This is a genomic window from Marinobacter halophilus, from assembly GCF_003007685.1.
In the GTDB taxonomy this organism is placed as follows: Bacteria; Pseudomonadota; Gammaproteobacteria; order Pseudomonadales; family Oleiphilaceae; genus Marinobacter; species Marinobacter halophilus.
The window spans coordinates 25,844-51,344 of sequence record NZ_PXNN01000011.1 but is presented as its reverse complement, the minus strand read 5'-3'; the positions used below and the strand labels follow the sequence as shown (position 1 = coordinate 51,344).

The 25,501-nt window shown below is 58.6% G+C and carries 27 protein-coding genes; 11 read left to right on the top strand and 16 right to left on the bottom strand.

The annotated features are described in order from the left end of the window. Positions 1-13 precede the first annotated feature (13 nt). Both C7H08_RS06645 and fba read left to right on the top strand, forming a co-directional pair. A complete protein-coding gene (locus C7H08_RS06645; protein WP_106670967.1) occupies positions 14-1,174 on the top strand; it encodes a phosphoglycerate kinase in 1,161 nt (386 codons plus the stop codon). Between the two features lie 242 nt (positions 1,175-1,416). Beyond that, positions 1,417-2,481, top strand: coding sequence for a class II fructose-bisphosphate aldolase (gene fba, locus C7H08_RS06640; protein ID WP_106670966.1), 1,065 nt, complete (start codon positions 1,417-1,419; stop codon positions 2,479-2,481). 39 nt (positions 2,482-2,520) lie between these two features. Here fba and C7H08_RS06635 read toward each other — a convergent pair whose 3' ends face one another. The 6 genes from C7H08_RS06635 to C7H08_RS06610 form a co-directional block, all read right to left on the bottom strand. Then, positions 2,521-3,141: a DUF2894 domain-containing protein gene (locus tag C7H08_RS06635; protein WP_227663131.1), complete on the bottom strand. Its 621-nt coding sequence runs from the start codon at positions 3,139-3,141 to the stop codon at positions 2,521-2,523. Next, the gene (locus C7H08_RS06630; protein ID WP_106670965.1) at positions 3,141-3,794 is read right to left on the bottom strand and encodes an OmpA family protein; all 654 of its coding nucleotides are present in this window, start codon (positions 3,792-3,794) and stop codon (positions 3,141-3,143) included. The genes C7H08_RS06635 and C7H08_RS06630 overlap by 1 nt, the downstream gene beginning before the upstream one ends. Then, positions 3,794-5,737 carry a DUF802 domain-containing protein gene (locus tag C7H08_RS06625; RefSeq protein WP_373284859.1) on the bottom strand — a complete coding sequence of 648 codons (1,944 nt, stop codon included), beginning with the start codon at positions 5,735-5,737 and terminating at the stop codon, positions 3,794-3,796. Before C7H08_RS06625 ends, C7H08_RS06630 begins: the two co-directional genes overlap by 1 nt. Before the next feature lie 44 nt (positions 5,738-5,781). Beyond that, positions 5,782-6,474 (bottom strand): DUF3348 family protein, encoded by a 693-nt coding sequence (locus C7H08_RS06620; RefSeq protein WP_106670963.1) that lies wholly within the window; start codon positions 6,472-6,474, stop codon positions 5,782-5,784. A gap of 128 nt (positions 6,475-6,602) precedes the next feature. Beyond that, positions 6,603-7,631 carry a hypothetical protein gene (locus C7H08_RS06615; RefSeq protein WP_106670962.1) on the bottom strand — a complete coding sequence of 343 codons (1,029 nt, stop codon included), beginning with the start codon at positions 7,629-7,631 and terminating at the stop codon, positions 6,603-6,605. Positions 7,632-7,690: 59 nt separating this feature from the next. Continuing rightward, complete coding sequence (locus C7H08_RS06610; RefSeq protein ID WP_106670961.1) at positions 7,691-8,470, bottom strand: SGNH/GDSL hydrolase family protein; 780 nt, start codon at positions 8,468-8,470, stop codon at positions 7,691-7,693. Positions 8,471-8,751: 281 nt separating this feature from the next. Here C7H08_RS06610 and C7H08_RS06605 point away from each other — a divergent pair, with 281 nt between their 5' ends. Continuing rightward, entirely contained in the window at positions 8,752-9,729 is a 978-nt protein-coding gene (locus tag C7H08_RS06605; RefSeq protein WP_106670960.1) for a DnaJ C-terminal domain-containing protein, read from the top strand. A gap of 12 nt (positions 9,730-9,741) precedes the next feature. Then, positions 9,742-10,086, top strand: a complete 345-nt coding sequence (locus C7H08_RS06600; protein ID WP_106670959.1) for a chaperone modulator CbpM — start codon at positions 9,742-9,744, stop codon at positions 10,084-10,086. A 40-nt stretch (positions 10,087-10,126) separates the two neighbouring features. Here the strand turns inward: C7H08_RS06600 and C7H08_RS06595 are convergent, their stop codons facing one another. Continuing rightward, complete coding sequence (locus tag C7H08_RS06595; RefSeq protein ID WP_106670958.1) at positions 10,127-10,303, bottom strand: DUF6435 family protein; 177 nt, start codon at positions 10,301-10,303, stop codon at positions 10,127-10,129. Positions 10,304-10,555: 252 nt separating this feature from the next. Between C7H08_RS06595 and C7H08_RS06590 the strand changes: the two genes are divergently transcribed. The 4 genes from C7H08_RS06590 (at position 10,556) to C7H08_RS06575 (ending at position 12,936) form a co-directional block, all read left to right on the top strand. Continuing rightward, complete coding sequence (locus C7H08_RS06590; RefSeq protein WP_188445169.1) at positions 10,556-10,990, top strand: DUF5666 domain-containing protein; 435 nt, start codon at positions 10,556-10,558, stop codon at positions 10,988-10,990. Between the two features lie 77 nt (positions 10,991-11,067). After that, the gene (locus C7H08_RS06585) at positions 11,068-11,928 is read left to right on the top strand and encodes a DUF6502 family protein (protein WP_106670956.1); all 861 of its coding nucleotides are present in this window, start codon (positions 11,068-11,070) and stop codon (positions 11,926-11,928) included. Further along, positions 11,928-12,323 (top strand): DUF6502 family protein, encoded by a 396-nt coding sequence (locus C7H08_RS18095; RefSeq protein ID WP_133169823.1) that lies wholly within the window; start codon positions 11,928-11,930, stop codon positions 12,321-12,323. The genes C7H08_RS06585 and C7H08_RS18095 overlap by 1 nt, the downstream gene beginning before the upstream one ends. Positions 12,324-12,339: 16 nt before the next feature. Next, on the top strand, positions 12,340-12,936 hold the full coding sequence (locus tag C7H08_RS06575; protein ID WP_106670954.1) for an acyl carrier protein phosphodiesterase: 597 nt from the start codon (positions 12,340-12,342) through the stop codon (positions 12,934-12,936). On the opposite strand, the gene C7H08_RS06570 is transcribed toward C7H08_RS06575, so the two are convergent. Then, the gene (locus C7H08_RS06570) at positions 12,922-13,884 is read right to left on the bottom strand and encodes an NAD(P)H-dependent flavin oxidoreductase (protein WP_106670953.1); all 963 of its coding nucleotides are present in this window, start codon (positions 13,882-13,884) and stop codon (positions 12,922-12,924) included. The genes C7H08_RS06575 and C7H08_RS06570 overlap by 15 nt on opposite strands. An 88-nt stretch (positions 13,885-13,972) precedes the next feature. Between C7H08_RS06570 and C7H08_RS06565 the strand changes: the two genes are divergently transcribed. Next, positions 13,973-14,704 (top strand): DsbA family protein, encoded by a 732-nt coding sequence (locus C7H08_RS06565; protein ID WP_106670952.1) that lies wholly within the window; start codon positions 13,973-13,975, stop codon positions 14,702-14,704. A gap of 159 nt (positions 14,705-14,863) precedes the next feature. Then, a complete protein-coding gene (trhO, locus tag C7H08_RS06560) occupies positions 14,864-15,880 on the top strand; it encodes an oxygen-dependent tRNA uridine(34) hydroxylase TrhO (RefSeq protein WP_106670951.1) in 1,017 nt (338 codons plus the stop codon). Between the two features lies 1 nt (position 15,881). On the opposite strand, the gene C7H08_RS06555 is transcribed toward trhO, so the two are convergent. The 5 genes from C7H08_RS06555 to C7H08_RS06535 form a co-directional block, all read right to left on the bottom strand. After that, positions 15,882-16,829 (bottom strand): YbgA family protein, encoded by a 948-nt coding sequence (locus C7H08_RS06555; protein WP_106670950.1) that lies wholly within the window; start codon positions 16,827-16,829, stop codon positions 15,882-15,884. Positions 16,830-16,918: 89 nt separating this feature from the next. Continuing rightward, on the bottom strand, positions 16,919-19,150 hold the full coding sequence (locus C7H08_RS06550) for a glycosyltransferase (RefSeq protein WP_106670949.1): 2,232 nt from the start codon (positions 19,148-19,150) through the stop codon (positions 16,919-16,921). Beyond that, positions 19,147-20,205: a lysylphosphatidylglycerol synthase transmembrane domain-containing protein gene (locus C7H08_RS06545; protein ID WP_106670948.1), complete on the bottom strand. Its 1,059-nt coding sequence runs from the start codon at positions 20,203-20,205 to the stop codon at positions 19,147-19,149. The genes C7H08_RS06550 and C7H08_RS06545 overlap by 4 nt, the downstream gene beginning before the upstream one ends. 63 nt (positions 20,206-20,268) lie before the next feature. Then, the gene (locus tag C7H08_RS06540) at positions 20,269-21,285 is read right to left on the bottom strand and encodes a DUF6160 family protein (protein ID WP_106670947.1); all 1,017 of its coding nucleotides are present in this window, start codon (positions 21,283-21,285) and stop codon (positions 20,269-20,271) included. 191 nt (positions 21,286-21,476) lie between these two features. Further along, entirely contained in the window at positions 21,477-22,133 is a 657-nt protein-coding gene (locus C7H08_RS06535) for a GntR family transcriptional regulator (RefSeq protein ID WP_106670946.1), read from the bottom strand. Between the two features lie 273 nt (positions 22,134-22,406). Here C7H08_RS06535 and gloA point away from each other — a divergent pair, with 273 nt between their 5' ends. Then, on the top strand, positions 22,407-22,949 hold the full coding sequence (gene gloA, locus C7H08_RS06530; RefSeq protein ID WP_106670945.1) for a lactoylglutathione lyase: 543 nt from the start codon (positions 22,407-22,409) through the stop codon (positions 22,947-22,949). A gap of 28 nt (positions 22,950-22,977) precedes the next feature. Here the strand turns inward: gloA and C7H08_RS06525 are convergent, their stop codons facing one another. The 3 genes from C7H08_RS06525 to C7H08_RS06510 all read right to left on the bottom strand — a co-directional run bounded on the left by C7H08_RS06525 (position 22,978) and on the right by C7H08_RS06510 (position 25,440). Then, complete coding sequence (locus C7H08_RS06525) at positions 22,978-23,922, bottom strand: DMT family transporter (protein ID WP_106670944.1); 945 nt, start codon at positions 23,920-23,922, stop codon at positions 22,978-22,980. Between the two features lie 116 nt (positions 23,923-24,038). Then, positions 24,039-24,311 carry a ComEA family DNA-binding protein gene (locus tag C7H08_RS06520; protein ID WP_106670943.1) on the bottom strand — a complete coding sequence of 91 codons (273 nt, stop codon included), beginning with the start codon at positions 24,309-24,311 and terminating at the stop codon, positions 24,039-24,041. A 433-nt stretch (positions 24,312-24,744) separates the two neighbouring features. Then, the gene (locus C7H08_RS06510) at positions 24,745-25,440 is read right to left on the bottom strand and encodes a GntR family transcriptional regulator (protein WP_227663129.1); all 696 of its coding nucleotides are present in this window, start codon (positions 25,438-25,440) and stop codon (positions 24,745-24,747) included. Between the last annotated feature and the right edge of the window lie 61 nt (positions 25,441-25,501).

The window sequence follows — 25,501 nt, the reverse complement described above, 5'->3', positions numbered from 1 at the left end:
ACGGAACCTGATTATGGCCATCAAAAAAATGACTGACCTGAACCTCGCCGGCAAGCGGGTTCTGATTCGCGAAGACCTCAACGTACCGGTCAAAGACGGCATAGTCTCCAGCGACGCCCGCATCCGCGCCTCGCTGCCGACCATCAAGGCCGCCAAAGACGCCGGCGCCAAAGTCATGCTGATGTCCCACCTCGGCCGTCCCGAAGAAGGCGTTTACGACGAAGCCTCCTCCATGAAGCCCGTCGCTGAGCACCTGTCCACACTGCTCGGCCAGGAAGTGCGCCTGATCAAGGATTACCTGAACGGCGTTGAAGTGGCCGACGGCGAAGTGGTGCTGTTCGAGAACGTCCGCTTCAACAAAGGCGAAAAGAAAGACAACGAAGACCTGGCCAAGCAGTACGCAGCCCTGTGCGACATCTACGTAATGGACGCCTTCGGCACCGCCCACCGCGCCCAGGCTTCCACCCACGGCGTAGCGAAGTTTGCCCCAGAAGCCTGCGCCGGCCCGCTGCTGGCGGCAGAACTCGACGCCCTCGGCAAAGCCCTCGACAACCCAGCCAAGCCGGTCGTTGCCATCGTCGGTGGCTCCAAAGTCTCGACCAAACTGGACGTACTCAACGCCCTGGAAAACGTCTGTGACCAGATCATCGTCGGCGGCGGCATCGCCAACACCTTCCTGGCCGCTGCTGGCCACCCGGTCGGCAAATCCCTGTGCGAACATGACCTGATCGACACCGCCAAAGACATCGCCAGCCGGGTCGAAATCCCGCTGCCGGTGGACGTCGTCGTCGCCACCGAATTCGCCGAAACCGCCACCGCCACAGTGAAAAACATCTCCGACGTCAGCGCCGACGACATGATCCTCGACGTAGGCCCGGAAACCGCTGGCCAGTTCGCGAGCCTGCTCAAGAACGCCAAAACCATTCTGTGGAACGGCCCGGTCGGCGTGTTCGAATTCGACCAGTTCGGCAACGGCACCAAAGCACTCGCTCAGGCCATCGCCGAAAGCGACGCCTTCTCCCTGGCCGGCGGCGGTGACACCGTGGCCGCCGTTGACAAATACGGCATAGCTGACAAGATCTCCTACATCTCCACCGGCGGCGGGGCCTTCCTGGAATTCGTGGAAGGCAAAACCCTGCCGGCAGTAGCCGTACTGGAAGAAAGAGGCGAATAAGCCTTCGGTTGTCGCAATAAGCCGGCGGCAAATGAAGAAGTCCGAATCGCAAGGAGGGAGGGGGAGCTGTTTCGCGGAATTTCGAAGGCCAAGGATGGCCTGAGAGAAGCGCACATGGATGTGCTCGTAGCGGTTCCGCGAAACAGCTCCCCCTCCCTCCGCCGCAGACTCCAAAGCCAGAAAGGCGAGAGTCGGCGAAAAACCAGAATTCAAACCTAAAAAGTCAACGAAGGAGACAACCCATGGCCCTGATTTCGCTGCGGCAACTTCTGGACCACGCCGCCGAGCATGGTTACGGTGTGCCAGCCTTTAACGTAAACAACCTCGAACAAATGCGCGCCATCATGGAAGCCGCCGACAAAACCGACTCCCCGGTGATTGTCCAGGCCTCCGCCGGTGCCCGCAAATACGCCGGCGCCCCCTTCCTGCGCCACCTGATCCTGGCCGCCATTGAAGAATGGCCGCACATCCCGGTGGTCATGCACCAGGACCACGGCACCAGCCCGTCTGTGTGCCAGCGCTCCATCCAGCTCGGCTTCAGCTCCGTCATGATGGACGGCTCCCTGGGTGAAGACGGCAAAACCCCGATGGACTACGACTACAACGTCGACGTCACCCGCCGCACCGTCGAAATGGCCCACGCCTGTGGCGTGTCCGTAGAAGGTGAGCTGGGCTGCCTGGGCTCCCTCGAAACCGGCCAGGCCGGTGAAGAAGACGGCATCGGTGCCGAAGGCATCCTCGACCACAGCCAGATGCTGACCGACCCGGAAGAAGCCGCCGACTTCGTCAAGAAAACCCACGTCGACGCCCTGGCCATCGCCATCGGCACCAGCCACGGCGCCTACAAGTTCACCCGTCCACCGACCGGTGACATCCTGGCCATCGACCAGATCAAAGCCATCCACGCCCGCATCCCGGACACCCACCTGGTCATGCACGGCTCCAGCTCCGTACCCCAGGAATGGCTGAAAATCATCAACGAATTCGGTGGTGAAATTCCGGAAACCTACGGTGTGCCGGTGGACGAAATTGTTGAAGGCATCAAGCACGGCGTGCGCAAGGTCAACATCGACACCGACCTGCGCCTGGCCAGCACCGGTGCAACCCGTCGCTTCCTGGCCCAGAATCCGGCCGAATTCGACCCGCGCAAATTCCTCAAGGCCACCATGGTCGCCATGACCGACATCTGCATCGCCCGCTACGAAGCGTTTGGCTGTGCCGGTCAGGCCAGCAAGATCAAGCCTATGAACCTCGAGCAAATGTTCGAGCGTTATGAGGCTGGCGAGCTGAATCCCAAGGTTAAGTAAGCTGCGTTTGAAAAGCCCCCGAAACCCGGGGGCTTTTTTCTACCCCTTCCGCCCCAGCCTCTCCAGCGCCATCAGCGTATCCGTGTAGTTCGCAAACCGGTTCAGATACTCCGGCGATAGCCGCTGCAGTTCTGCCATGGCCCGGCTTACCAGACGGTGCGCGTTCATGGGGCCGGCGTCTTTGGGGGTTTGTTCGATGGCGTGGCGAATGCGCTCCTGAAGCGCGTGTGCACCATGATCTGCTTGTACCCGGGCCATGGCCTTCAAGGGTTGAAGGGTGCCGTTGGTGGCCGGGTGGTGTGCCGCTCCGGAGCCTTCTGCTGCCGCCCCGAACACGAACTGTTCCAGGGCCGATCGGGGATCTGTTGCCGGTGATTCTGGAGCCTGGTTGAGCACGGCCAACAGGGCGGCCAGTGGTGACGGCTGACGGGGTTCGTCGGGTTGCGCCGCTTGATTCGCCAGTTCGCATTTGGCCTGAAACTCACTGACGGCCTGCGCCAGCCTCTGCCAATGCCGGGTGTTCTGCAGACCTTTTTCTGCAAGCCGCTGCGCCAGAGCTTCCAGATAGCGGAAACGGACCGGATCGACCTGGTCCGCCCCGGAATGCCGGAGTTCCTCAATAAGCGGATTCATGACGGAAGCATCAAGGACTGCAGACATCAGTTGTCAGCCCCAGTCCCGGTGTCAGGAGTGGTACCGGGTGCCCGCGGCACCGTGCTGATCTCCACCCGCCGGTTCTGGGCCCGGGATTCGGCGTCCACGTTGGGCACCGCCGGGTGGTGCGGGCCAAAAGCTGCAGCGAATACCCGGTCGTTGGGCAGGCCCAGCTCCATCAAGGTGCGGGTGACCGTCAGTGCCCGCTGGGCGGACAAGCCCCAGTTATCCTGATAGCGGTTGCCGCTGTGCATGGGCAGGTCGTCGGTAAAGCCGCTGACCATCAACAGCTCATCGTGCTGGGTCAGATAGGTTTGCAGCGGGGCCACCAGGGAGTCCAGCACGTCCACGCCGTCGGCCTGTAACTGGTCCGAGTTCAGCTCAAACAGCACGTTGCCACTGATGCCGATGCGGCCATCCCGAAAGGTCACCAGGCCCTTGGTGAGCGGATCTGCCAGGGCCTGCTCCAGCGCGATGCGCCGCTGCTCTTCGGTTTCCCGCTTGGCGATCTCCTCCGCCAGAGACTGGCTCAGCTCCAGTTGAACGCCGATCACCCACACCAGAATCAGCACCAGGATGCCCACCAGCGCCGCCATCAGGTCGGAGAAAATCGCCCAGATCGGGGTGGACTGCTGCTCGCCGCCTTCCAGATGTTCCATCAGTTGGCTCCGCGGGTCTCGGCGTGCTCTTGGCGCAGGGCTGCGGCGGCATCGATCACGTCCTTCTGGGAGCTGACGGACAGATCAATCACCTCACGGGCCTGGGCCACGTAATAGGCCAGTTGTTCATCGTGGCGACTGCTGGCGCTGTCCAGGGCTTTTTGAATGTTGGTCAGGCTCTCCTGCAGCTGGGTATTGGAGGCACTGAACAGCTCCACCGCCTGTAGGAAGGCGTCGCTGAGGGCGCCCACTTCCTGACTGCTGCCGGTGAGGTCGTCGCCCAGTTTGCCCAGCTGCTGGCTTTGCGCCTGGATCAGGGTATTGAAGCGCTCGCTGATGCCGGTGAGGGTGTCGCCGGCGCCGCGGATCAGTGCATCCACTGCCTGGCGCTGGCTGTCGGCATTGCCGCGCTGGGATTCCAGCAGGCTGTCCAGCTCCTGCACCAGCCGCTGGCGCTCTTCCAGCAACTCGTTTTCCCGCTCGCTGTTGCGGGTCATTTCCCGTTGCAACTGCGCGATCACGTCGGCGGCGGCTTTCGGGGTTTCCGAGGCGGTTTCGATCAGCCGGGTCATCGGTGCTTCCAGGCCGGCGCCCAGCTCGGTCAGGTGCCGGGTGACGGTTACCTCCAGCTGTGCCTGTCGTTCCGTGGCAGCCTCGCCGTGGGCCGCTTCCTGCTCCCGAAGCGCGGTGAGCTGTTCGCGGATGCTGTCGATCAGCGTGTCCAGGCCTTGCTGCTGGTTGCTGGCCATCCGGGCGCTTTCATCCCGGAAACGGCTCTGGTAGTCCTGCAGCGTGCCCCGCAGATTGGTCATCAGGTTTTCGGCGGTTTGCTGTTGTTGCGCAGCGCCGGTTTGCCAGGTTTGTGCGGCCTGGTTCGCGGCGTGTTCGAGTTGCTTTGAGAGTTTGAGTAGCGTGGTTTCGGAGGTTTCCTGCAGTGCCTGGCGATGGGCAGCCGCCGCCTGCTGCTGAGCCAGAAGGTTCTGCTGCCAGCGCTCGCCAGCTTCACTCGTGGTTTTCTGGAAGTCTTCGGCCAGTTCTGTCAGCTGCTGTCGGGTGTTGGTCGACCAGTGTTGTTGAAGCTCACTGGTATCCCGCTGCAGTTTACCCATCACCTCGGTCACGATTGGCTCTACGCGATCCGCGGCCAGGCGAGTACTGGAATCCAGCGCCTTTTCCAGGGACTGGGCGACTGAATCTGCCAGGGTCTGATAGTGAGTGCCAACGGTGCTGTGGAACGCCTGCTGGTTTCGGGTCAGGGAGTGTTCCAGTTGCTGGCCCAGCTGCTCCATGCGGGCAGTCATGGCTTCCATGGCAGATGCCATTTGGGGCAGGGCACCGGCCTGGGTTTCCAGGGCCTGCAGGGTCTGCTGGCGCTGGTGGTCGGCAGATAAGTGGTGCAGGCGCTGGCGCAGGGTTTTGTCCAGCTGGCGGGACACATGCAGGCGTTCGCGCCGGCTGAGTGTGGAGGCCAGGCCGAGCATGGCGGAGGCGGCGACACCGGCAATGGAAGTGCCAAACGCCAGGCTGAGCCCGGCAATGGGCGCCGCCAGCGCGCTGCGGATGGCGCTGAGATCGGTGCTGCCATCCAACGCCGAGGCGGCGCCGCTCAGGGTCACGATCATGCCGGCGAAAGTGCCCAGCAAGCCGAGCATCACCAGCAGGCCAACCAGATACGGCGTCAGCTGCGGGCTGGGCAGGGCCGCAAAATGGCCATCAATGCGTTTCTGGACCGCAAACTGAACCGGCTCCGGCAGGCCGGACAGCCAGCCTTCAAGCTGTTCGCGATTGTCCGGTACACTGCCAAGCCGCTCGGCCAGCTGCCGGGTGGTACGTCGGAAGCCGGTCAGTTCGGCAAAGCCCAGGCCGTACACCACGGCAATGATGCCGGTAACCGCGAGGGCCAGACGATCAGAGCCAAAAAAGCCCTGGCCAATCCAGGCCACCACGGCCAGGCCGATGGCAAAGGCGAGAAGAAAGAACAGTCTGCTCATGGGGTGTTACTAACCTCGTTGTGGCAGGCCTCCAGCAATCCCAGTACCGGCTCCAGCCGAACGTCCAGTTCAGCGAGTAACAGAGTCTGCGCTTCCTCGCAGTAACGGTGGAGCCAGTCACCGGGCTGGGTGCCCGGTTCCTGGGTGTGCTCAGAGGGTGTCTGTAAGGTCTGGAAGCGCTGCTCCAGCACCTTGGGAATATGGGCAAAACACTGGCTGGTATAGCCGGCCATGGTGTGGTCAAACACCGCATCCAGTTCGGCCAGCCGGGCCAGAATCTGATTGTGGTTTTGCATCGCCTTGCGCACTTTGTCCCGCAGCTGGCGGCTGGTGGCGGCCAGCTTGCGCTGCAGCAGGAGCCAGGCGTTCAGCCAGGGTTCGACGGATTCGGTTTGTGTGGACTCGAATTCATCACTAAAGCCGTTAATCTTGCTGATCAGTGCTCGCCGGGTGGTGGCCAGCTCCTGGGTTAACCGGTCAAAAACCACCGCTTGATCCATGCCCGGTTGCCGGCTGCGAAAGGCGATGGCCGCGTCCAGAGTCATGGTGTCTCCCAAACCAAACAGGCGCCCCAGCCGCTCCCCGAAACAGGGCAGCGGGTCGCCGTCAACCTTCGCGCCGGCGCGGGCAAGCAGCTGAATCAGCTGCGCCTGGCCGGCGGGGGAGTGAACTGGGGATCGTTGAGTCATCGAATCATCGCGCGCAGTTTGGGACATCCGGTCCCGGGCTCATCAGGGCGAGTATTCTAATGGGTATGAAGAGTGAATGATAATGACCGAGTTGTCAGTCGCAGGGTAAGCGAGTCAGTCAGTAGCGCTCAATTCACCCCATACTGCCTCGGCCGTTCAAACCGATAGAAACCTTCTTTTTCCTCCCGGGCGATGGTGGGCGCAGCCATACCGAAGTGTTCTTCTCGCAAACTGCTCAGAGCCGCGTCCAGCGCCTCGCCAGATAACCGCTGCCGGAGTGCGTCGCGCTCTGTAGTGTAGGCTCTGCCGTTCTGCCATTTTTGTTCCCGGGCCTGATCCTGCTCGGCGAGTTGCTCGATGGCGTGTTTGGAATAGCCGAGCTGCTGGCGAAGGCTGTTAATGGCTTGTTGCCGCGCTTCCGGTGGCAGGCCAGCCAGTTGTGATTGCACGCTGCTCATGGAAAACAGGGCGTGGCCCAGGGCGCCGGAGCCAACAAACTGGCGGGTCAGGCGGTTGCCATAGAGGTCATCGGCGGTGGTTTTTAGTTGATAGGCCAGCTCAGTCAACTGGAGCTCTTCGGCCTCTTCCAGCCTGGCTAGTTCTTGCTGGAAGACTTCGGATTGTTCCTCCACCACATTCTCTTCTTCCGCCCAGATCTCACTGGCAACGGTGCCAAAGATGGCTTCCCGTTGTTGCCAGATCTCGGCACGTCGTTCCAGCGCCGGCAGGCCCTGGAGGCGGAATTCGTGGTCATCCAACCAATCGTGATAACGGTCCAGGTTGGCGATCAGCGTCAAAATCTGGCTGGCCAGGTTCGGGAAAGCGGTTGTGACCGCGTCTTCGAACAGCTCGTAACCAGAGGATGGGTAGCTATCCAGCAGCGCCCGCCGTTCGTTGTACAGGCGGGCCTGGGTTACAGGCTCAGCGATGGTCTCGCCGTAGTGCTCCAGGTAGTGAACCGCCAGTTTCAGAATCAGTTGGGATGGGTCCTGATTTGCCGGTTCGGAGAGAATCGCCGCAGTCATGCTGGGATCTGGCTCCTGGGGTACGGCAAGTCCTGGTGCTCCGCCAAGGGCCTGCGACAGTGCCAGGTAGCCTCCGCCCGCTCCTATCGTGAGTGCAATCGCAATGCTCGCAAACAGCGTTTTTGTCTTCATCTCTAGCGTCCTTGAGATCCTGGTGCCCACCAAATGGCGGCCACCAGGTTCCGTTATCGTCAGAGCAAGGGTTGCAGCTGCGGCCAGATCAGATTCGCAATTTTCCTTGAACCGCTGTCAGCGGGGTGGATGCCATCGAAGATGATGTCGCGGTTGTTGATCACCGGGCGGGGGTCCACAAAGGTGCAGTTGAGAACGGAGTTCTGGCAGGCTCGGGCCAGAGTGGTGTTGCCGTAATCGACGGCTTCCTTCAGATCCTTTAACCGGAACAGGCCATTTTTGGTGTAGTAGTAACCCACCAGCACGCCGTGGTTCACCCCAGCTTCTGCCACCTCGTTCAGAAAGTCCACACCTTCAACGTAAATGTTGTCGATGAAGTCTTTGCACTTCTGGCTCAGGCGGCCGAAGCGATACCAGGGCGTTTTGCAGCTGTTTGAGTTCAGCAGAATCGCGGGAATCAGAATGTCGTTACCGCCGGCATCACCGACCATGATATTGATGTCAGGGTTGTCAGACACCGCGTCCCGGAACTGATTGGGTATCGACGGGGCAATCAGCTCACCGGACAGCTCTGCACCGGAAACCGTGTAACGGCGGAAGGTTTCTCCGGCCCTCGCTTCCAGCTGGTTCTGGATCTCACCAGACAGCGCAAAGATCGAGTCACCGACAAATACTACCTGATTATTGTCGGCGTCGGTCACCTTGTCGTTACTGAGCAGATAGCCCAGCTCACTGCAGCCGGTGAATAGGCCGACGACCAGCAGTGCGGTCAGTGGTTTCAGTAAGCTGGCACTAACAACAGCCGGTAAGGACAACCGTTTTTTGTGATTGTTTTTCATGTTGCAACTCCGTTTGTAAGGGATAAACAGTCCTGTTTCAGGTACTGCAACATCAATAGTGGTTTGGAAAAGTGGATATTTAAAACTGAACGCATGGTTAAAAATTGTCCTATCCGGCCAGCGTCAAACGGTTGTGATCGGTGTCACGCAATCTGGGCGCTGCACCGTAAGTCTGGCCTTTGATCTATGGCAACTCTCAAGGGCTCCCACCTTGTAATTTCCCCGCCAGGGTCAACTATAAGTAACCAGAGAAACATTGTTTATCTGCTGTGAGGAGCTCCATGGACTTTAAAGACTATTACTCTGCCCTTGGTGTGAGCGAGTCTGCCTCACCCGAGGACATCAAAAAGGCCTACCGTAAACTGGCGCGCAAGTTCCATCCGGATGTCAGTAAAGAAGAAGACGCCACCGATAAATTCAAAGACGTGGGCGAGGCCTATGAGGTTCTAAAGGATCCCGAAAAACGGGCCGAGTACGACCAGCTGCGCAAATACGGTGCGAAAGATGACGGCTCATTCCAGCCACCCCCGGGCTGGCAGAGTGGCTCCGGATTTGGTGGTGGCGGCTATACTGAGGCTGATGCCAGTCAGTTCAGTGATTTCTTCGAAGAGATCTTCGGCGGCGGCCGGCGCGCAGGCGCTTCGTCCGGACCTGGCTTTGGTGGCGGAGGCTTTCGCCAGAGCAGGAAAATGCGCGGAGAAGACGTGCATGCCCGCCTGGCGCTGTTCCTGGAAGAGGCGTTTAATGGCTGTGACAAGCAGGTGTCGTTCACCGTACACGATGCCGATGAGCATGGCCGGATGGTCGCGCGCCAGAAAACCCTGAAGGTGAAAATCCCGGCGGGTATGCGCGATGGCCAGCACATCCGGCTCAGAGGCCAGGGAGCGCCGGGCGTGAGCGGCGGCGAGCCCGGCGATCTGTTCATTGAGGTAGAGCTGGCGCCGCATCCGCACTTTACGGTGGAAGGCCGGAACGTATTGCTGACAGTTCCGGTGGCGCCCTGGGAAGCCGCGTTGGGCGCAACAATAACGGTCCCGACTATGGGCGGCAAAGTGAATGTGAAGGTGCCTCAAAACACCACTAGTGGGCGCAAGCTTCGATTAAAAGGTAAAGGTTTCCCGGGCAAACAACCCGGAGATCAGATTGTGATTCTGCAGGTGGCCATGCCGGAACAGCACGCACCGGAAGCGGCGCAGCTCTATGAACAACTGGCCGAGCTGGAAAAAAACTTCAATCCACGCAACAAACTGCACGTGTGAGTGGGGGCAGGCATGACTGATAAAGATCGGATTGTGACCGTGGAAGTCACCGATGCCAATGGCAGCACCTTTACTCTGTGGGAAGTGTGCGAACGGGGCGATTGCCACGCAGAGTTCGTCATCAAACTGGTGAGCTACGGCATCATAGCTCCGGTGGAGGAGGTGCCCGAAGCTCGGCAATGGCAGTTTGACGTAGAGGCCTTAAATCGTCTGCAAAAAGCCATGCGTTTGCAGCGAGATCTTAAGCTGAATTTGCCGGGACTGGCCATGTCATTGGACCTGCTGGACGAGGTTCAGGATATGCGCCGTGAAGTCGCCCGCCTTAACCAGCAACTCCGTCAGCTACTGGGTGATTGAGGGCTTGGGGCGGCGCCGGTTGGCGCTGCCCCATTAACAATCAGCCCTTGCCCTGTTCCAGACTCTGGATCTCCGCGTAAATCTTTTCCGCCTCCTCCATCAGCGTGCCGTGACTGCGTAAATCCCCATTACGCTGGGCATGCAATGCCTTGGTGAGTTTGTCTTCATACGCTTTCTGCAGTTTTTTCTTCGGGTCGCCTTTCAGAAATCCCAACATAACGTTTGCCTGGTTGCCGTGTTTGTCCAAGGGTATACGAAGTTTCCTCTGCAGGGTTCATAAAATTTTAATGATCAAAAACTGGATATACAAAAAATATGGGATTAAATTCCCAAATAATAGATGGGATAAATGTCCCAAAATAAAGTGGCCGATAGGGCCGTGAACCGAACGAAGACATGCCTGGAGAAAACTCATGAAACGCAATGCACTTTCAATGTCAACGGCACCCGTTTTGAAACCAACGGAGCAGTGAACAGTGACGACGGCATAGCGCGTGAGGATCAGCTGGTCGCGAACCCGACCGAGTTCCGGGTGCGCATCAGCGGATGGCGGACTGACAACGGTGATTTCCGCGGTAGCTATGTGGGCGCCAAGGTCATCGGCCTCGGAGTCGAAGTTGAAGTTGAAGGCTACCTTCAGGATGGCATCCTGATAGCCCGGGAAATCGAAGACGAAGACGACCTCTTTGACGATGACGACGACGTCGAAATCTCCGGCGACATCTACGATTTCGATGGCACCGCCCGCAGCTTCCGAATCAACGGTGTGCTGGTCCGCTACAACAACGGCACCGATTTTGACGACATCCGGCTGGCCAGCCTGGCCAACCAGCGCAGTGCCGAAGGTGGCTACCTGGAAGCCTTCATCATCGAGCGCGAAGATGACGACGACATTGACGATTGATCGTCAACTCAGCGCCGGATTGCCCACAATGATTTCGGCGCTGGCCTTGAGGCTGCCATGGGAATACAATCCCAAACATGATCGATACCAACACCAATCCCTTGCACAAAGCGCTGTTCCGCATTCTGCGCCCCCTGGCCAGATTGCTGTTGCGCAACGGCGTGCCTTACGGAGAGTTTTCCGAACTGGTCAAACGGGCCTTTGTGGAAGCGGCCCTGGAGGATTTTTCCGATGGTCGCCGTAAACCCACAGACTCCCGGGCTGCCGTCATGACAGGGCTGACCCGAAAAGAGGTAAAACGCCAACGGGACATTCTGGCCGGTGAGAATCCGGTCCCGGAAACCACCTCTCATGCTAACCGGGCCTCCCGAGTGGTGTCTGGCTGGGTGCATGACTCGACGTTCCAGTCAGGCGACGGTCAACCCGCGGTACTTGCTTTTGAGGGCGAACAGAGTTTTGCCGGTTTGGTGCGGAAATACAGTGGCGATATGCCGCCCAGGGCTGTTCTGGACGAACTGCTTCGGGTCGGCGTTGTGGTTGTCGAGGAGGGGACCGGTCATCTCCATCTACGCAAACGGGCTTATGTTCCCTCTGGAGACAGTGACGATATGCTCCAGATCTTCGGCGAGGACGTATCTGATCTTATAGCAACCGTTGATTACAATCTGGTCAGTAGTGAGCGCGACCGGCTGCCATTGTTTCAGCGAACGCTGACCTACAACAATATCCCTCCGGATGTTATCGAACGCTGGCGCAAACACGCGGCTGGCCGGTCCCAGGCACTGCTCGAAGATCTCGACAGTTGGCTGGGCCCATACGATCAGGACCTGTCGGGTTCTGTGATTGATGATAACGCCGCAGAGCCTGTGCGAACCGGTATCAGTGTATTCTATTTCGAAGAGCCGGTTCAGGCAGGCAAAAGTGGAGAACATCAGTAATGAGCGTGAACCTGTCAAACAGCCACAGATCAAGATGGCAGCCAACGGGGTTGGTCACAACTCTGTTGTCTCCCGGTGCCCGGCAGGTGATTCGGTGCTGGCTTAGCCCTTCAGGTTTCCTGGATGAACAACATCACCCGAGGATGCTGCTGTCACTGATCAACGAGCCCGGTACCTTTACCGACCTTGTGCGCACGGCCAACGACAACCTGGTGCCAGCGGTCGTGCTCAACGAATTGCTCAGAAAGGGCATTGTCGAAACGCTGGAAAGTGGCCACATTATGCTCAGGCGCAGTGCCTATGCTCCCGCCAATGAACTGAACGCGCAGCCCGAGGCAGATTACGACGACACCTTTGGCCTTCATCCGCCCCGGCGTCGCTTTAACGATATCTGATGGCTGAGGTTAAGTCATGAACCACCTGGCCCATACCTTCCTCGCTCCGGACTCACCCGAGGTTCGTGTGGGCAGCATTCTGGGTGACTTCACCCGGGGGGTTGTTCTGTCTGAGCTGCCGGAGGCGGTGATCCAGGGTATTCGGCACCACCGGGCGGTGGACGTGTTCACCGATCAGCACCCGGCGGTGCTGGCCAGCAAAGCGTTGTTCTCAGCACAGCGTCGTCGCTTTGCCGGCGTCGCACTGGACATTCTGTACGATCACTACCTGCTGCGGCACTGGCATCGGTTCAGCCAGACTGACCACCATCGGTTTGTGCGAGGCGTGTATCAGGAGCTGGCAACCCACGAACATCTGATGCCCCGGCCCATGATCAAAGTCGCTCGCCGGATGGTGCAGCATGACTGGTTCGGCGCCTACGAAGACTTTGAGAATATCGGCTACGCCCTGGACCGGGTGGCCAACCGCATCCGCTTCCCCAATCAGTTTGCCGGCATTATCGAAGAAATCCGGGCCCAGGATGACCAGCTCGAAGCCCGGTTTCTCGAGTTCTTTCCCGAGTTAATCCGGTTTGCGAGCGAAGACGCAGCCGGCTGCTCAAGCCAGCCGTGAACGGGCCTGCCGGTACTCATCGCTGAGCCGTTGGACCAGCGCCGCCACACTCGGCACATCGTTAATCTGGCTCACGCCCTGGCCCGCCGACCACACCGTCTTCCAGGCCTTGGCCTCTTCATCCATGGGCTTGAGCTTCTCGCCGTAATTGACGTCGCCGGCCTGGTTCAGCGTGTTCATGTCGAAACCCGCGGCTTCCAGACTCTGCCGCATGAAGCTCGCCGGCACACCGGAAACTGCGGGTGTATGAATGATATCGCCAGACACCGCTTCAATAATCATGTTCCGGTAGGCGTCTTCCGCCTCCGACTCCTCGGTATTGATAAAGCGCGTGCCCATATAGGCCAGATCCGCCCCCAGCGCCTGCGCCGCAAGCACGTCTTCACCGTGGGACAAGCCACCGGCCAGCAAAATGGTACCGTCAAACACCGCCCGGATCTCATGCACCAGCACAAACGGATTGGTGGTGCCGGCATGGCCGCCGGCACCGGCAGCCACCGCGATAATGCCATCGACACCGGCCTCCGCTGCCTTGCGTGCGTGCTTTTGATTGGTCACATCGTGGAACACCAGCCCGCCATAGCTGTGCACTGCGTCCACCACTTGGCTGGCGGCGCCCAGAGAGGTGATCACCATCGGCACCTGATGCTTCACGCACAGCTCAAGATCCGCCTGCCAGCGAGGGTTGGTGCGATGAACCACCAGATTGACAGCATAGGGTGCTGTAATCTTTTCCGGGTTGGCCTGCTTCCACTGCGCAAGCTCCGTATTCATCTGAACCAGCCACTCCTCAAAGCTTTCACTGCTACGCTGGTTCAGCGCCGGGAAGCTACCCACCACCCCGGCCTTGCAACAGGCCAGCGCCAAACGGGGCGAAGAAATCAGAAACATCGGCGCTGCAATCAGCGGCAAAGAGAGACAATCTTTCAGTTGTGAGGGTATTGGCATGATGTGTCCTTGATTTTTATTGGAACTTTCGCAGGATATAGGGGATCTTAGCCTGCCCGGCAAACGGATAAAACAAAAGGAGCCCAAGATGGGTGAAGCAAAACGACGTAAACACACCGGCGCGCCCTCGCCCCGCAGCAATAGCAACAAAAAACCGATGATTATCGCGGTCTCTGTTGCCGTAGTGATCGCAGTCATCGTCGGTTTGTACATGACCACCAGACCACCCGCACCTACCTCGAGCACCTTACCCGTTGCCGCCCCCGGCGCGCCCGGATTCCCGGCGGCACTGGATCAATACGGCGTCTCCGTCGGCCCCGACGACGCCCCGGTTGTCGTCCGCGAATTCGCCGACTACCAGTGCCCGGCCTGCGCCACCTTTGCCTCGGCTAGCAAGCGCCTGAAAGAAGAATACGTCGACACCGGCAAGGTTCGCTTCGTCTACTTCGACCTGCCCCTGCGCCAACACCCGAACGCCGTGCCCGCCGCCCAGGCCGCCCGCTGCGCCGGCGACCAGGGCCAATACTGGCCCATGCACGATAAGCTCTACAGCGCCCAAAGCGAATGGAGCGGCACCAGCAACCCGACCGCCACCTTCACCCGCTACGCCAACGGCCTGGGCCTGGACGAACGGCGCTTCAACCGCTGCCTGACCACAGAACTGCACAAAGAAGCGGTAGAAGACAGCCTGCAAGTGGCCACCCAAATGCGCGTGATGAGCACCCCAACGGTCATGGTCGACAACATCCAGCTGACCCGCCCAGGTTGGGGGCAGTTATCGGCCGTGGTCGAGCGGGAGTTGAGCAAGAGCGAAGACTGAAGCGAACCCAGGGCTGGTGGCCGCAAGGCACCTTTTTGCGGCCACCCCTCACTTGCGCCCAACTCCTAATTGGTTAAACTCTGCCCCCCAACATCATCGCACCCGTGATAGAAATCAAACCATGCTCCGGACTTACGATCCGGCCCGCAGGAGAAAACCATGAGCAACGAAATCGTCGTCTGCGCACTCTACAAGTTCGCCGTCCTCAATGACTACAAAGCGCTACGCCAGCCCCTGCTGACCCTCATGCTCGACAAAGACGTCCACGGCACCCTGCTGCTGGCGAGAGAAGGCATCAATGGCACCATCGCCGGCAGCCGCCAGGGCATCGACGCCGTCAAAGCCTGGCTCGGCAGCGATCAACGCTTCGAAGGCATCGACTACAAAGAATCCTACGTCGAATTTCAGCCCTTCAAACGCACCAAAGTAAAACTCAAAAAAGAAATCGTTACCATGGGTGTCGAAGGCATCGACCCCAAACGCATCGTCGGCACCTACGTCGATGCCAAAGACTGGAACGCCCTCATCTCCGACCCGGGCGTCCTGCTCGTCGACACCCGCAACCAGTACGAAGTCGAGATTGGCACCTTCAAAAACGCCGTCAACCCGGTCACGGACACCTTCCGGGAATTTCCCGAGTATGTGAAACAGAACCTCGACCCGGCCAAACACAAAAAAGTCGCCATGTTCTGCACCGGCGGCATCCGCTGTGAAAAGTCCACCGCCTACCTGAAAGAACAGGGCTTTGACGAGGTCTACCACCTCAAAGGCGGCATCCTGAAGTACCTCGAAGACGTGCCCCAGGAACAAAGCCTGTGGCAGGGCGAGTGCTTTGTGTTTGACGACCGGGTAACCGTCAACCACAGCCTCGAGCGTGGCGATTACGACCAGTGCCACGCCTGCCGCCGGCCGATTACCGAAGACGACAAAAAGCGCCCTGCATACGAGCAGGGTGTCAGCTGTCATCAGTGCATCGAGTCACTGACCGAGGATCAGAAAGCCCGGTTCAAGGAGCGTGAACTTCAGATGCGCCTGGCCGAAGAGCGCGGAGAAGTGCACGTAGGGGGGGACGCTGCCCGCATCATTGCAGAACGCAAGGCCCGCAAGAAAGCCGAACGTGAACAACAAGCCCGCAGAAGTCTGGAGGGAGAAACAGCGCGTAAGTCCGCATCGTAAGTTACACGTTGTTTCGTAGCCCTAGCTCGTCCGGGTAGGGCGTCAGGTACTTCTGGGTGTGCAGGTAATCCACCGGTTCCTTGCGCTGGGCCAGGCGCAGTAGCGTCATCGGCACCACCAATGGAATCTCGTTGCGGCGGTAGGCTTCGATCTGCTCCAGCAACACGGCTTTTTCCTCAGCCGCCATGCCGTCTTTCAGAAAACCCAGCAGATGCTGCATCGCGTTCACATGGGAGCCCCGGCTCACCTTCTGGGTCATCGCTTCCATGAACAGGTGAATGTAGCGATCAGCGATCTGCGCCAGAGGCTCGGATTTCAGATCTCCGAGCATCGGGCCAAGCTGGCGGTAGATTTTCTCCGAGTGGGCCAGCAGGGTGAACTTGTGACGGGTGTGGAAGTCGATGAGTGCCTGCTTGCCAAGATGGTCGCCGGCAACGTTCTGCATCCAGTCGTCGTAGGCGAACACCCGTTCAATGAAGTTTTCCCGCAACAAATTGTCGTTCAGGCGACCTTCTTCTTCCACCGGCATTAACGGAAAGGTCTTGATCAGCGCGTCGGCAAACATACCCCGGGCGTCCTTGTGCATAAAACGGCCATCGGCGCTGTGGACTTTGATGCGCTCCATACCGCAGCTCGGGGATTTTGCCATCAGGATGTAGCCGCGCAGATCGGCCAGGCTGGGCAGCACGTCCTTGATAAAACCCTGCATCGCTTCGGTGTGGTCAGTGTTGCCTCGGCTCTCGACCAGATGCAGGCCATCGGCATGCTCGCGCAGGTGAATGGCCGGGCGGGGCACGCCCAGGCCCGCTTCCAGCTCCGGGCAGATAGAGCGAAACTCAAAGTGCTTGGCCAGCACTTGCGTGCAGTATCGGGAATGCTTGTGGCCACCGTCGTGGCGGACTTCCTTGCCTAGCAGGCAAGTGCTAATGCCAACAGGAATACCGGTCACAGAGGGCTCCAGATTGTGGATGGGATGAGGTATGGCAACGAGTGCCTGCCGTCAGTGTAAACCGATCAGGAAAAACTGCCCACCCGAACTCAGTTCTGCTTTAGTGTGCGTTTGGCGCGAGCGGCCAGGCTAGTGGCGTAGATGGTACGGACATCGTTGGCAAACTGTGCAATGGAATAGTCTGCCGCAAAGCTCCGGGCTGCTTTTGACAATGATTCGCGAAGTTCATCATCCTCAAGCAGTTGCTTTGCGCGAGCCACCCACCGGGTCTGATTTTCCGGGGTTTTGAAGCCGTTCTGGCCATCGTGCACCACGTCATCGATACCGCTCGAGCGCACCGCCACGACTGGCAGCCCCGCAGACATGGCTTCAAGAATCACCATGCCCTGAGTTTCAGACTTGGAGGCAAATAAAAATGCGTCGCCCAGGTTGTACCACAGCGCCATATCCTGAGGCTCAACGGCTCCCGCCAGCAGGAAATGGGATTCCAGCTTAAGGCTGGCAATCTTCTTCTGCAGGCGATCCCGTTGGTGACCATCGCCAATCATCAGAAAGCGGAAAGGTACGTCGGTTTCATTTCGCAGCTTCTCGATGGCTTCAATCATGAAGTCGATATTTTTTTCGTTGGAGAGCCTGGCGACGCTGACAAAGACTTTCTTGTCAATCAGTCCAAGCTCGCTCCGCAAGGCCCCGAGTTTTTCCTTATCCACGGATTGAAAACGCTCGTATTCAATGCCGGTGGGTTGCACGAAGGTGGGTGTGGTTACGCCGATCATGCGCAGGTATTCCTCAGTGGAATCCGTCGGCACAATCACGCTGTCACAACGGTTGGCGAAACGTTTGATCAGCGCGTGCGAAATCAGGTTCCGGAACAGCATGCCCGGCAGGGGTACGAAATGTGCGTAGTGTTCCAGCCGGGTATGGTAGGTGTAGATGGCCGGCACACCCAGCCGCTTTGCCACAAACAATCCCAGGCTCCCGAGCCAGAACGGATGGTGCAGATGGATCACATCAGGCCCGAACGCCCGTACTCTTTTCCGTATCCGGCTCAGGAAAATATTGGCCAGTCGGAATTCCCGTTTGTCGCCCATGGCCAGTAATGACGGCACGCGGATAACCGCCGACTCCTGCTCGGACTGGTTCCGGTAGCGGGGCGCCACAATCAGCGTACTGTCATCCAGCTGTTCCAGCCCCCGGCGCAGGCGCTCGATGGAAATGGGCACACCACCGATGAAGGGCAGATAGTTATTGGTAAACATGGCAACCCGCATAGGTTTTTCCAGCCATGGGGTCGGGTCCAGGTCGTAATCCGGATAGTAGTTCTTGCCAATGAAGATGAATTGGTAAAGCTTGATGGTAATGGCTAGTAAGGCCGAGACGATCAAAAGAAAGTTCACAAAGCCGGTGTAGAACAGGGAATAGATAAAAAACCAGAAGCCCTCAAGGCGTTTCCAAAAAGGGTGTTGGCCAACCTCAAGACGCCTCATCTGGTGCTCAATATTGCCCTCTGGGGATATCGCTACTTCGACATAATGGTAAAAACTCTCCTCGTTGTTAAGCACCAGGCCGCCGGCTCCGCCGGTGGTGATGTAGCGAGTACCCTGAACTTCCTGCTCGTCGTACAGGGCCTGATTGGCGGAGAAAACCAGATCTATGTTTTGCTCCTGGATCAGGGCCATCAATTCCGCACGAACAGCCTCCGGCTTCAGATAGTCGTCGTCATCCTCGAAAAATACCGGAGCCTGGGGTTTAAGTAGTGGGTGCCCGATAAACAGGATGCGGGCATGGCTGGTGTCATGGTCCAGCAGATCCCGTAACCAGCGCAGCTGCCAGCTCCAGGGCGTCTTGCCCGTGCTGTCCATGAAAATCAGGCGGGTGTTGCCGGTGCGGACGCTGTAAAAGTGGGGGCCAAAGTGCTCGTAGAAGCGAAAGCTGCCGAAATCGTCGTGCTCGTGGGGGCCAAAGGTCAGCAAATACGGTATGTTCAGGTGGTTCAGGGTTCCATATAACGCCCGGTACTTGTCTTCTCCGCCACCGCTGACCGCGTTGCCGGCGGACACCAGAAAGTCCAGCTCTGCCTGGTTGAGCACGGGGATAAAGCGTCGCTCGAAAATACCGACGGAGTTATTAATGTTGCCAACGACGGCAAAGCGAATGTCTGAGCCAGCCGGCGTGCGCTGGTCAATCTGTTCCACCTGTTCGCTGTGCAGAGCCTCGAAATCCTCCTTGAAGAAGTTCAGGTGCACCTTGTACCCAATCAATACTGCGACAACGGTCAGGCATAGATAGAACAGCGCTTTTAACGGATTGCGCGGCTTCATTGGTTGCTCCGATGGCTTTTTATCAGGTCCCTTTGCATCACCAACAGACCAACGATCATACCAAGATAGATGGTCAGAAAGCGCCAGACAACAGTTACCAATACCAGATGATTGCCGGAGAGAATGTCCTGGAAAAAATTGCCAAACACACCCTCCGATATTCCGGAGGCTCCGGGCGTAGGGGCGAAGTACATGATAAACGTGGTGACCACCAACAGGCCCAGAGTGACCAGATAGTCGACTTGATAACCGAGCCCATGAATCAACAGCGCCGGGAAGCTGAACAGGCTAAGCAGGAACACGGCAGTGAATACGATGGAGAGCAAAATGTGCAGAGCGCGCCCTTGCCGGTAATCATGGAAACATTGAGCAAAGCGGAGTAGCTCTCTGCGCAGCCGGAATTGCCAGCGAACATAGCGGCCCTCGTTAATCAGATGGCCGGCATGAAGCAAGTAAACCAAGCTGCTCAGCGGCGCGATCAACCATCGGGTTTTGAACAGCAAGATTGCGAAAAAGCCAAGATAGCCGCAAACCAGCACCGCGAGCGTAGTCGTTACGGCATCCGACCATGAATGCCCGTCCAATGCGTCAAGGTTTAGCAAAAACACCGGGGTCAGTGAGAAGATGAAAACCACCGCCAGCAGGGTCCGGATGGTGGTGGCTGCGGTTGCGCCGGCGACGGGTACGCCATTTCGGGTGAGGTACCAGATCTGGGCAAAGCCTCCGCCGGTGGCCATCGGGGTCACGTTCGAGAAAAACAGGTTGATGAACACCAGTTTGAACAGCTTGCGGAAGGGCAGTTTGTGGCCCAAAGCTCGCAATGTGTAATGCAGGCGCAGGCCATCAGCGAGAAAATACACAGCGAGTAAAACGATGGCCGCGAAAACAATCGTCGGCGAAGCGAGGCGGGTGTCGAATTCAAAACTTCGTCCGGCAAATCGGTCATAGACCGCATAAATGCCGGCCGCCGTCATGGCCAGAAAAATCAGGCTGAAAACGGCCAGCCTGCGCCAGGATGTTCGTTGCTGGTAGTCGCTCTCAGTGTTGCTTGTCATGGCTCGCCTGCTTTTTAAGGCGAGTAGTTTAACGTGTCAGGCGAGAGGGTTGCCAGCGGTTGGTCAGTGGCCGTATACCAGCATGGTGGTGTCGCTGATCACGAAATCCGTAAACTGCACCGAGCCAATGCTGGTGCCGCCCACTTTGAATACCGGCATGTCGATGTCGGCGCGGAACTCCACGTCGTGAATGGACAGGCCTTCTTTGCCCGAGGTGGCGCCGGTGCCCCGGGACAGCTTGGCGGTGGCGTGGGCCATGCCGAAGTGGCCGAGAGTGTCATCACCCCTGCGATTGTGAATCTGCAGGCCTTCAATGCCCACGGCGGCGAAGTTGAAGATGAAGATGAGGTCTGCGGCATCCCAGTTGAGGTTGCCATTGGTCACTTCGAAGTGGGTATCCAGCTGCAGTTCCGAGCCAGACACCGTGTTGCCGTTGGTCAGGGTGCGGGTTGAGTTGCCGCCATTGCGGATAACCAGATCGGTGGGGCCAACGTAACCCTGCAGGTGGATATCAGAAAACAGGTTGGTGGTGCCATCGGTGCCCGAGGTGGTGATGCTGTCGATGGCCAGCTCAAAATCCACCGCCTGCAGAGTGTCTTGCAGGCTGGTGGGGTCGCCGTAATCGGTTGCGCCCAGGTGAATCACCAGATCGCCGCTGTTGAATTGCTTGCCAAAGTCTCCGGCGACGGAGTATTTCGCCAGTGCGTCCGCCACATCCGGGTTGCTGGTGTCGATCTGGCCCGCGTTGGCGCGCCGGGCGATTTCGGAGAAGCCATGGGGCAGTACTTCACCTTCGCCGGCAATGTCGATGGTCAACTTGAGGTTGTCCAGGACGGTGTCGTTGTGCCCGGACAGCCGCAACCCGTTCACGCCCAGCGAGCCTTCGTCGGTCCAAGTGAGGTGATCAATGCTGAGCCTGGTTTCCAGCTCGATCGATACCCCGGCCTGGCCGGTCACCGAGGCCATCGTGGAATCATCCAGCGGTGTGAAATCGGCCAGAGCCGGGAAAGAGAAGCTGCTGGCGGCAAGGCAAGCAATTGCCAATGTTGACCTGGATGAATGCACGGAAAGAGTAGACATGGTGGCCCCGGTTTTTGTTCGACGGTTTCTTGTTGTTATTTAGCGGCCTGAGGGCGCACTGATGGGCCGCAGGGACAGCAGGACCAAAGCTGCGGTGGTTTTGTTACACAGTGTTACTTTATGCCGGTGCTGAAGGCCGATCTGTGCGACTGGTCACATCTTGAGCGGCGGGCCGGCAGGCGACGGGATGGTCAGCTCAGAGCCTGCTGGATGAGCTGCTTCTGATGCTCGGCAAAGCCGCGAATCAACCCTTGTGCCTTGGTTGCGTCCCGAGACAGCACGGCTTGAGGCAGCTCGGCAAAGAACTGACTGGTTTGCGCCAGGCCCTGGCGATAACGCTCGGCGCTGAGATAGTAAGCCCGGCTTACCGCCGGCTTGAAGTTGGAGAGAGCTTCGGTCAGGTAGGGGTTCGCCACCACCTCACAGCAGGTTTCCATCACGCCGAAACTGGCTTCCACCACCCTGGTGATATCAGCGGCCGGTTGCCGTACCTGTTCCACCACCCGGCTGACCGCTTCCAGCATCTTCTGTTTGTCCGCTTCCTGCCAACGCTCGCAAAGCCGCGCGGCGAGCATCATCAGCAGGTGCATGTAAACGTCATAGAGTTCCGACGCGTATTCGGCGTTCAGCTGTGTGGCAGACGCGCCCTTACGTGGGGTGATCTCAACCAGGTGCCAGCGCTCCAGGGTATACAGCGCCTCTTTGACGGAAGCCCGGCTGACCTTGAGCTCATTGGCCAGCGTCGCCTCCTGAATGCGCCCTCCGGGTCGGATTTGCCCGGTCATGATGCGTTCGGCCAGGTAGTTGGCGATTTGCTCTGCCAGAGTGTTAGGCACCTGAAAATCCATAAGAGCTCTCTGAACAGGTTGAACGAGCCGGCTGGCCAACGAGGGCAGGCTACCGGTAGAGGGTTGAACATTCGTCAGTTTATCACAGCCTCTTTGATGATGGGCTTGCCCGTGGCGCTCTTCAGAGCGTCATTGAAGAGCGCCGGCTGAACCCCGGCTTTGAAGCCCCGTGAATAGGTCTCTGGTTTAAGGGTTTTGTCTGTGCCCTTGAAATTCCGACGCCGAGCACCTAGGTATATAGGTTGAATTCCTCATTCGATAAGGACAATCAAGATGCCCAAGCACTTCGAGCAGGCGCCGGGCCTATACGATGCACCGGTTCCCGAAACTGAAGGCTTTGTCTTCAACCAGACCATGATGCGCATCAAAGAGCCCGAGCGCTCGATGGACTTCTACACCCGGGTTCTGGGTATGCGTCTGGTGCGCAAACTGGATTTTCCGGAGATGAAGTTCACCCTGTATTTCCTGGGTTTTCTGGATGACAAGCAGGCCCACCTGGTGCCGGATGATGACGGCTACCGCACTACGTTTACCTTCGGCCGTGAAGCCATGCTTGAGCTCACCCACAACTGGGGCACGGAAGATGACGAGGATTTTGCCTACCACAATGGCAACGATGACCCCCAGGGCTTTGGCCACATTGGTATCGCGGTCCCTGACGTCTACAGTGCCTGCGATCGATTTGAGAAGCTGGGTGTGGAGTTCGTGAAAAAGCCCGACGACGGCAAAATGAAAGGCCTGGCCTTTATCAAAGACCCGGACGGCTACTGGATTGAAATTCTGCAACCGAACATGATGGAAAAGCTGCGTAAATAATGGGTATCTGGTGCGGGCATGCCCGGCCTCAGTTTTCCTGAGCCGTGCCGGGTGCCCTGCCATAGCGTGACGCCACAATCACCGCGACCGTCAGGATCACCGCCCCGGTAATGCCGATGGGCCCCAGTATTTCCCCCAGAATCAACCAGGCCAGCAACGCCACAAACAACGGCTCCAGCGTGACAATGATGCTGGAAAGCGTGGCCGGCGTGGTCTTCATGCCCGCAAAGAAACACAGATAGCCAATGCAGGTGGGCACCACGCCGATGTAGAGAATCATCAGCCAGTGGGTGATTCCCAGGGTGTCCAACCCGGCGAAGCCGCCGCTCAGTGCCACCACCGGCAACAGCAGCAGAGCAGCGGTCAGAAAGCAGATAAAGGCGGTGGTAAACACCGGTGTACCGGCCGAATTGTAGCGACTGGTCAGGGTGAACCCGGTGTACACGGCGGCAGCCAGTAGTGCCATCAGAATGCCCGCCAGCCGCAAAGTGCCGGCGGTACCCATATCGCTGATCACCAGCATGCTGGTACCGATAATGGCTGCTACCGCCGCCAGAATCGTCAGCAGGCCAGGTTTTTCACCCAGTAACGGCGCCGCCAGAATGGCCACCAACACTGGCGGCAGGCACAGAGAAATCAGCGTGGCGATGCCAGCGCCGGTCAGGTCCACCGCCATCAGATAACTGCCCTGATAGAACGCCTGGAACAATCCCATGGCGGCCAGTGGTAACAGAGCTTTTTTGGTTAACCCGCGCAGCGAACTCCCGGCCACCTTCTGCCCGGGGTGAGCAAGCTCCAGCTGGCGCTGCTCGCGGCGCATCAGCAGCCAGAAAAAGGGCAGGGCCACCACCAGCCTCAGCAGGGCAAGGGTGATGGCGGCAAGCTCAGTGCCGGTAAACAGGAACTTGGCGACAATGCCCGTGGTGCCCCATAGCAGTGCTGCCAGAGCAATAAAAAGAGCGCCTTGGATCATGGAAAAACCGGTATTGAGTAAGGATTTGAGAAAACAGGAGCGGGTAAGATTAACAGCGGTGGGCGGGCGACGCCAGTGGTGCGGGAAGGGGGCAGCCGCGGGCTGCCCCGGAATACTTACTCGACCGACAAACGCTCGGCGTTGTTCTCAACGGTGCGGGCGCCGATGCCTTTGACGTTGGCCAGGTCTTCCACAGACTGGAACGGGCCGTTTTCATCGCGGTAGGCGACGATGGCTTTGGCCTTGCTCTCGCCAATGCCGTTCAACGAGGCCAGAACGATGACGTCGGCGGTGTTGATGTTGATGGCACCAGGTTCGTTGGCGTGGGCAAAGCCGGTGATCAGGGAAAACAGCAGAACGAGGGTTGCAAGAATGCCTGTGTGTTTCATTGGAAAGCTCCATTTTTAGAATGACGTTGTGATGTTCCGTCAGGGGGAGACAAACCAGTGAGCGGTGGTGCTGTGAGTCGGTGTGGGTGTTGTGCGATAAGGGGGGGAGCGGGCATTACGGCGAGGAGGGTATTAGTGCACGGAAGGGGACTACGATCCGTGTAGTCCCGAAATTCCGTGGCTGACCCCTGCCTGATCCATCAGGCTGCGCATCATCCTGAGCACGTCGTCCTTGCAGTCATCCCTGTAGCCCTGATCCTTTGGGCAACTCCCTGTTCCTTGGAGTTCTCTTCCCTGAACCAACATCCGTGCTGGCTTGTCATCCCTGACGATTGCCATTCTACTCGGGCCAGGTTCATTAAGAATCGGACATCCGCCCCTTGGTGTGTGCGATATCTCTCACGCATCTGTGAGTCGACCGGTGAACCTAAGTTCATTGTTTGACGAGAATTTTCTGGGCAATTTCTTGCCCGGAACGGTGTGCCTCGGCGGCTTCCTTGATCCGTTCCATGGTGATTTCCCGCACCGCTTTCTGGCTGGCCCGAATGTGGGTGGTCAGCTTGTCAGCGGCTTCGGCGGCATGGCCGCTCTTCAGGGCGTCCAGAATCTGGGCGTGTTCCACGTAGGTGGCATCTACCCGGTCGTCCCGGGTGAAATCCAGCCTTCGGATAATGCGCAGGCGGTCGGTGATTTCCCGGTGAATGCGGGTCATCTCCCGGTTGCCGGCGGCGGCCACCAGGTCGCAATGAAAACTCTCATCGAGCGCCCGCACGGTGCTGCCCACGGCCCGCTCTGAGGGGTGGTCCGGGTTCCAGATGGCAATCAGGGTGCGCAGGGTTTGCGGTTCTTCGGGCATGGCGCAGATTTTGTGCATGGCGGCCCGTTCCAGGGTGATCCGCAGGTCATACAGTTCTTCCACCTGCTGGAAGTCAAACGGCTTGACCTGCCAGCCGCTGCGGAACAGCACGTCGACGTAGCCTTCCCGCTGCAGCCGGTACAAAGCCTCCCGCACCGGTGTCCGGCTGGCACTCAGGCGCGCTCCGACATCGCCCTCGCTGAATTTGTCACCAGGAATCAACCGGAACTCAAAAATATCGTCCTTCAGGGCTTCATAAACCCTGTCTGCCATGGAGGCTTTTCTTTTGGTGGTCGTTTTCATTTCGGCGTATGCCCTCTATTGGGGGGGGGCT

What these genes read in the sequence shown, in the direction of transcription:
- C7H08_RS06645 (WP_106670967.1), top strand. Translation starts at nt 14, where the DNA reads ATGGCCATCAAAAAAATGACTGACCTGAACCTCGCCGGCAAGCGGGTT.
- fba (WP_106670966.1), top strand. Translation starts at nt 1,417, where the DNA reads ATGGCCCTGATTTCGCTGCGGCAACTTCTGGACCACGCCGCCGAGCAT.
- C7H08_RS06635 (WP_227663131.1), bottom strand. Translation starts at nt 3,141, where the DNA reads ATGTCTGCAGTCCTTGATGCTTCCGTCATGAATCCGCTTATTGAGGAA.
- C7H08_RS06630 (WP_106670965.1), bottom strand. Translation starts at nt 3,794, where the DNA reads ATGGAACATCTGGAAGGCGGCGAGCAGCAGTCCACCCCGATCTGGGCG.
- C7H08_RS06620 (WP_106670963.1), bottom strand. Translation starts at nt 6,474, where the DNA reads ATGACTCAACGATCCCCAGTTCACTCCCCCGCCGGCCAGGCGCAGCTG.
- C7H08_RS06615 (WP_106670962.1), bottom strand. Translation starts at nt 7,631, where the DNA reads ATGAAGACAAAAACGCTGTTTGCGAGCATTGCGATTGCACTCACGATA.
- C7H08_RS06610 (WP_106670961.1), bottom strand. Translation starts at nt 8,470, where the DNA reads ATGAAAAACAATCACAAAAAACGGTTGTCCTTACCGGCTGTTGTTAGT.
- C7H08_RS06605 (WP_106670960.1), top strand. Translation starts at nt 8,752, where the DNA reads ATGGACTTTAAAGACTATTACTCTGCCCTTGGTGTGAGCGAGTCTGCC.
- C7H08_RS06600 (WP_106670959.1), top strand. Translation starts at nt 9,742, where the DNA reads ATGACTGATAAAGATCGGATTGTGACCGTGGAAGTCACCGATGCCAAT.
- C7H08_RS06595 (WP_106670958.1), bottom strand. Translation starts at nt 10,303, where the DNA reads ATGTTGGGATTTCTGAAAGGCGACCCGAAGAAAAAACTGCAGAAAGCG.
- C7H08_RS06585 (WP_106670956.1), top strand. Translation starts at nt 11,068, where the DNA reads ATGATCGATACCAACACCAATCCCTTGCACAAAGCGCTGTTCCGCATT.
- C7H08_RS18095 (WP_133169823.1), top strand. Translation starts at nt 11,928, where the DNA reads ATGAGCGTGAACCTGTCAAACAGCCACAGATCAAGATGGCAGCCAACG.
- C7H08_RS06575 (WP_106670954.1), top strand. Translation starts at nt 12,340, where the DNA reads ATGAACCACCTGGCCCATACCTTCCTCGCTCCGGACTCACCCGAGGTT.
- C7H08_RS06570 (WP_106670953.1), bottom strand. Translation starts at nt 13,884, where the DNA reads ATGCCAATACCCTCACAACTGAAAGATTGTCTCTCTTTGCCGCTGATT.
- C7H08_RS06565 (WP_106670952.1), top strand. Translation starts at nt 13,973, where the DNA reads ATGGGTGAAGCAAAACGACGTAAACACACCGGCGCGCCCTCGCCCCGC.
- trhO (WP_106670951.1), top strand. Translation starts at nt 14,864, where the DNA reads ATGAGCAACGAAATCGTCGTCTGCGCACTCTACAAGTTCGCCGTCCTC.
- C7H08_RS06550 (WP_106670949.1), bottom strand. Translation starts at nt 19,150, where the DNA reads ATGAAGCCGCGCAATCCGTTAAAAGCGCTGTTCTATCTATGCCTGACC.
- C7H08_RS06545 (WP_106670948.1), bottom strand. Translation starts at nt 20,205, where the DNA reads ATGACAAGCAACACTGAGAGCGACTACCAGCAACGAACATCCTGGCGC.
- C7H08_RS06540 (WP_106670947.1), bottom strand. Translation starts at nt 21,285, where the DNA reads ATGTCTACTCTTTCCGTGCATTCATCCAGGTCAACATTGGCAATTGCT.
- C7H08_RS06535 (WP_106670946.1), bottom strand. Translation starts at nt 22,133, where the DNA reads ATGGATTTTCAGGTGCCTAACACTCTGGCAGAGCAAATCGCCAACTAC.
- gloA (WP_106670945.1), top strand. Translation starts at nt 22,407, where the DNA reads ATGCCCAAGCACTTCGAGCAGGCGCCGGGCCTATACGATGCACCGGTT.
- C7H08_RS06525 (WP_106670944.1), bottom strand. Translation starts at nt 23,922, where the DNA reads ATGATCCAAGGCGCTCTTTTTATTGCTCTGGCAGCACTGCTATGGGGC.
- C7H08_RS06520 (WP_106670943.1), bottom strand. Translation starts at nt 24,311, where the DNA reads ATGAAACACACAGGCATTCTTGCAACCCTCGTTCTGCTGTTTTCCCTG.
- C7H08_RS06510 (WP_227663129.1), bottom strand. Translation starts at nt 25,440, where the DNA reads ATGGCAGACAGGGTTTATGAAGCCCTGAAGGACGATATTTTTGAGTTC.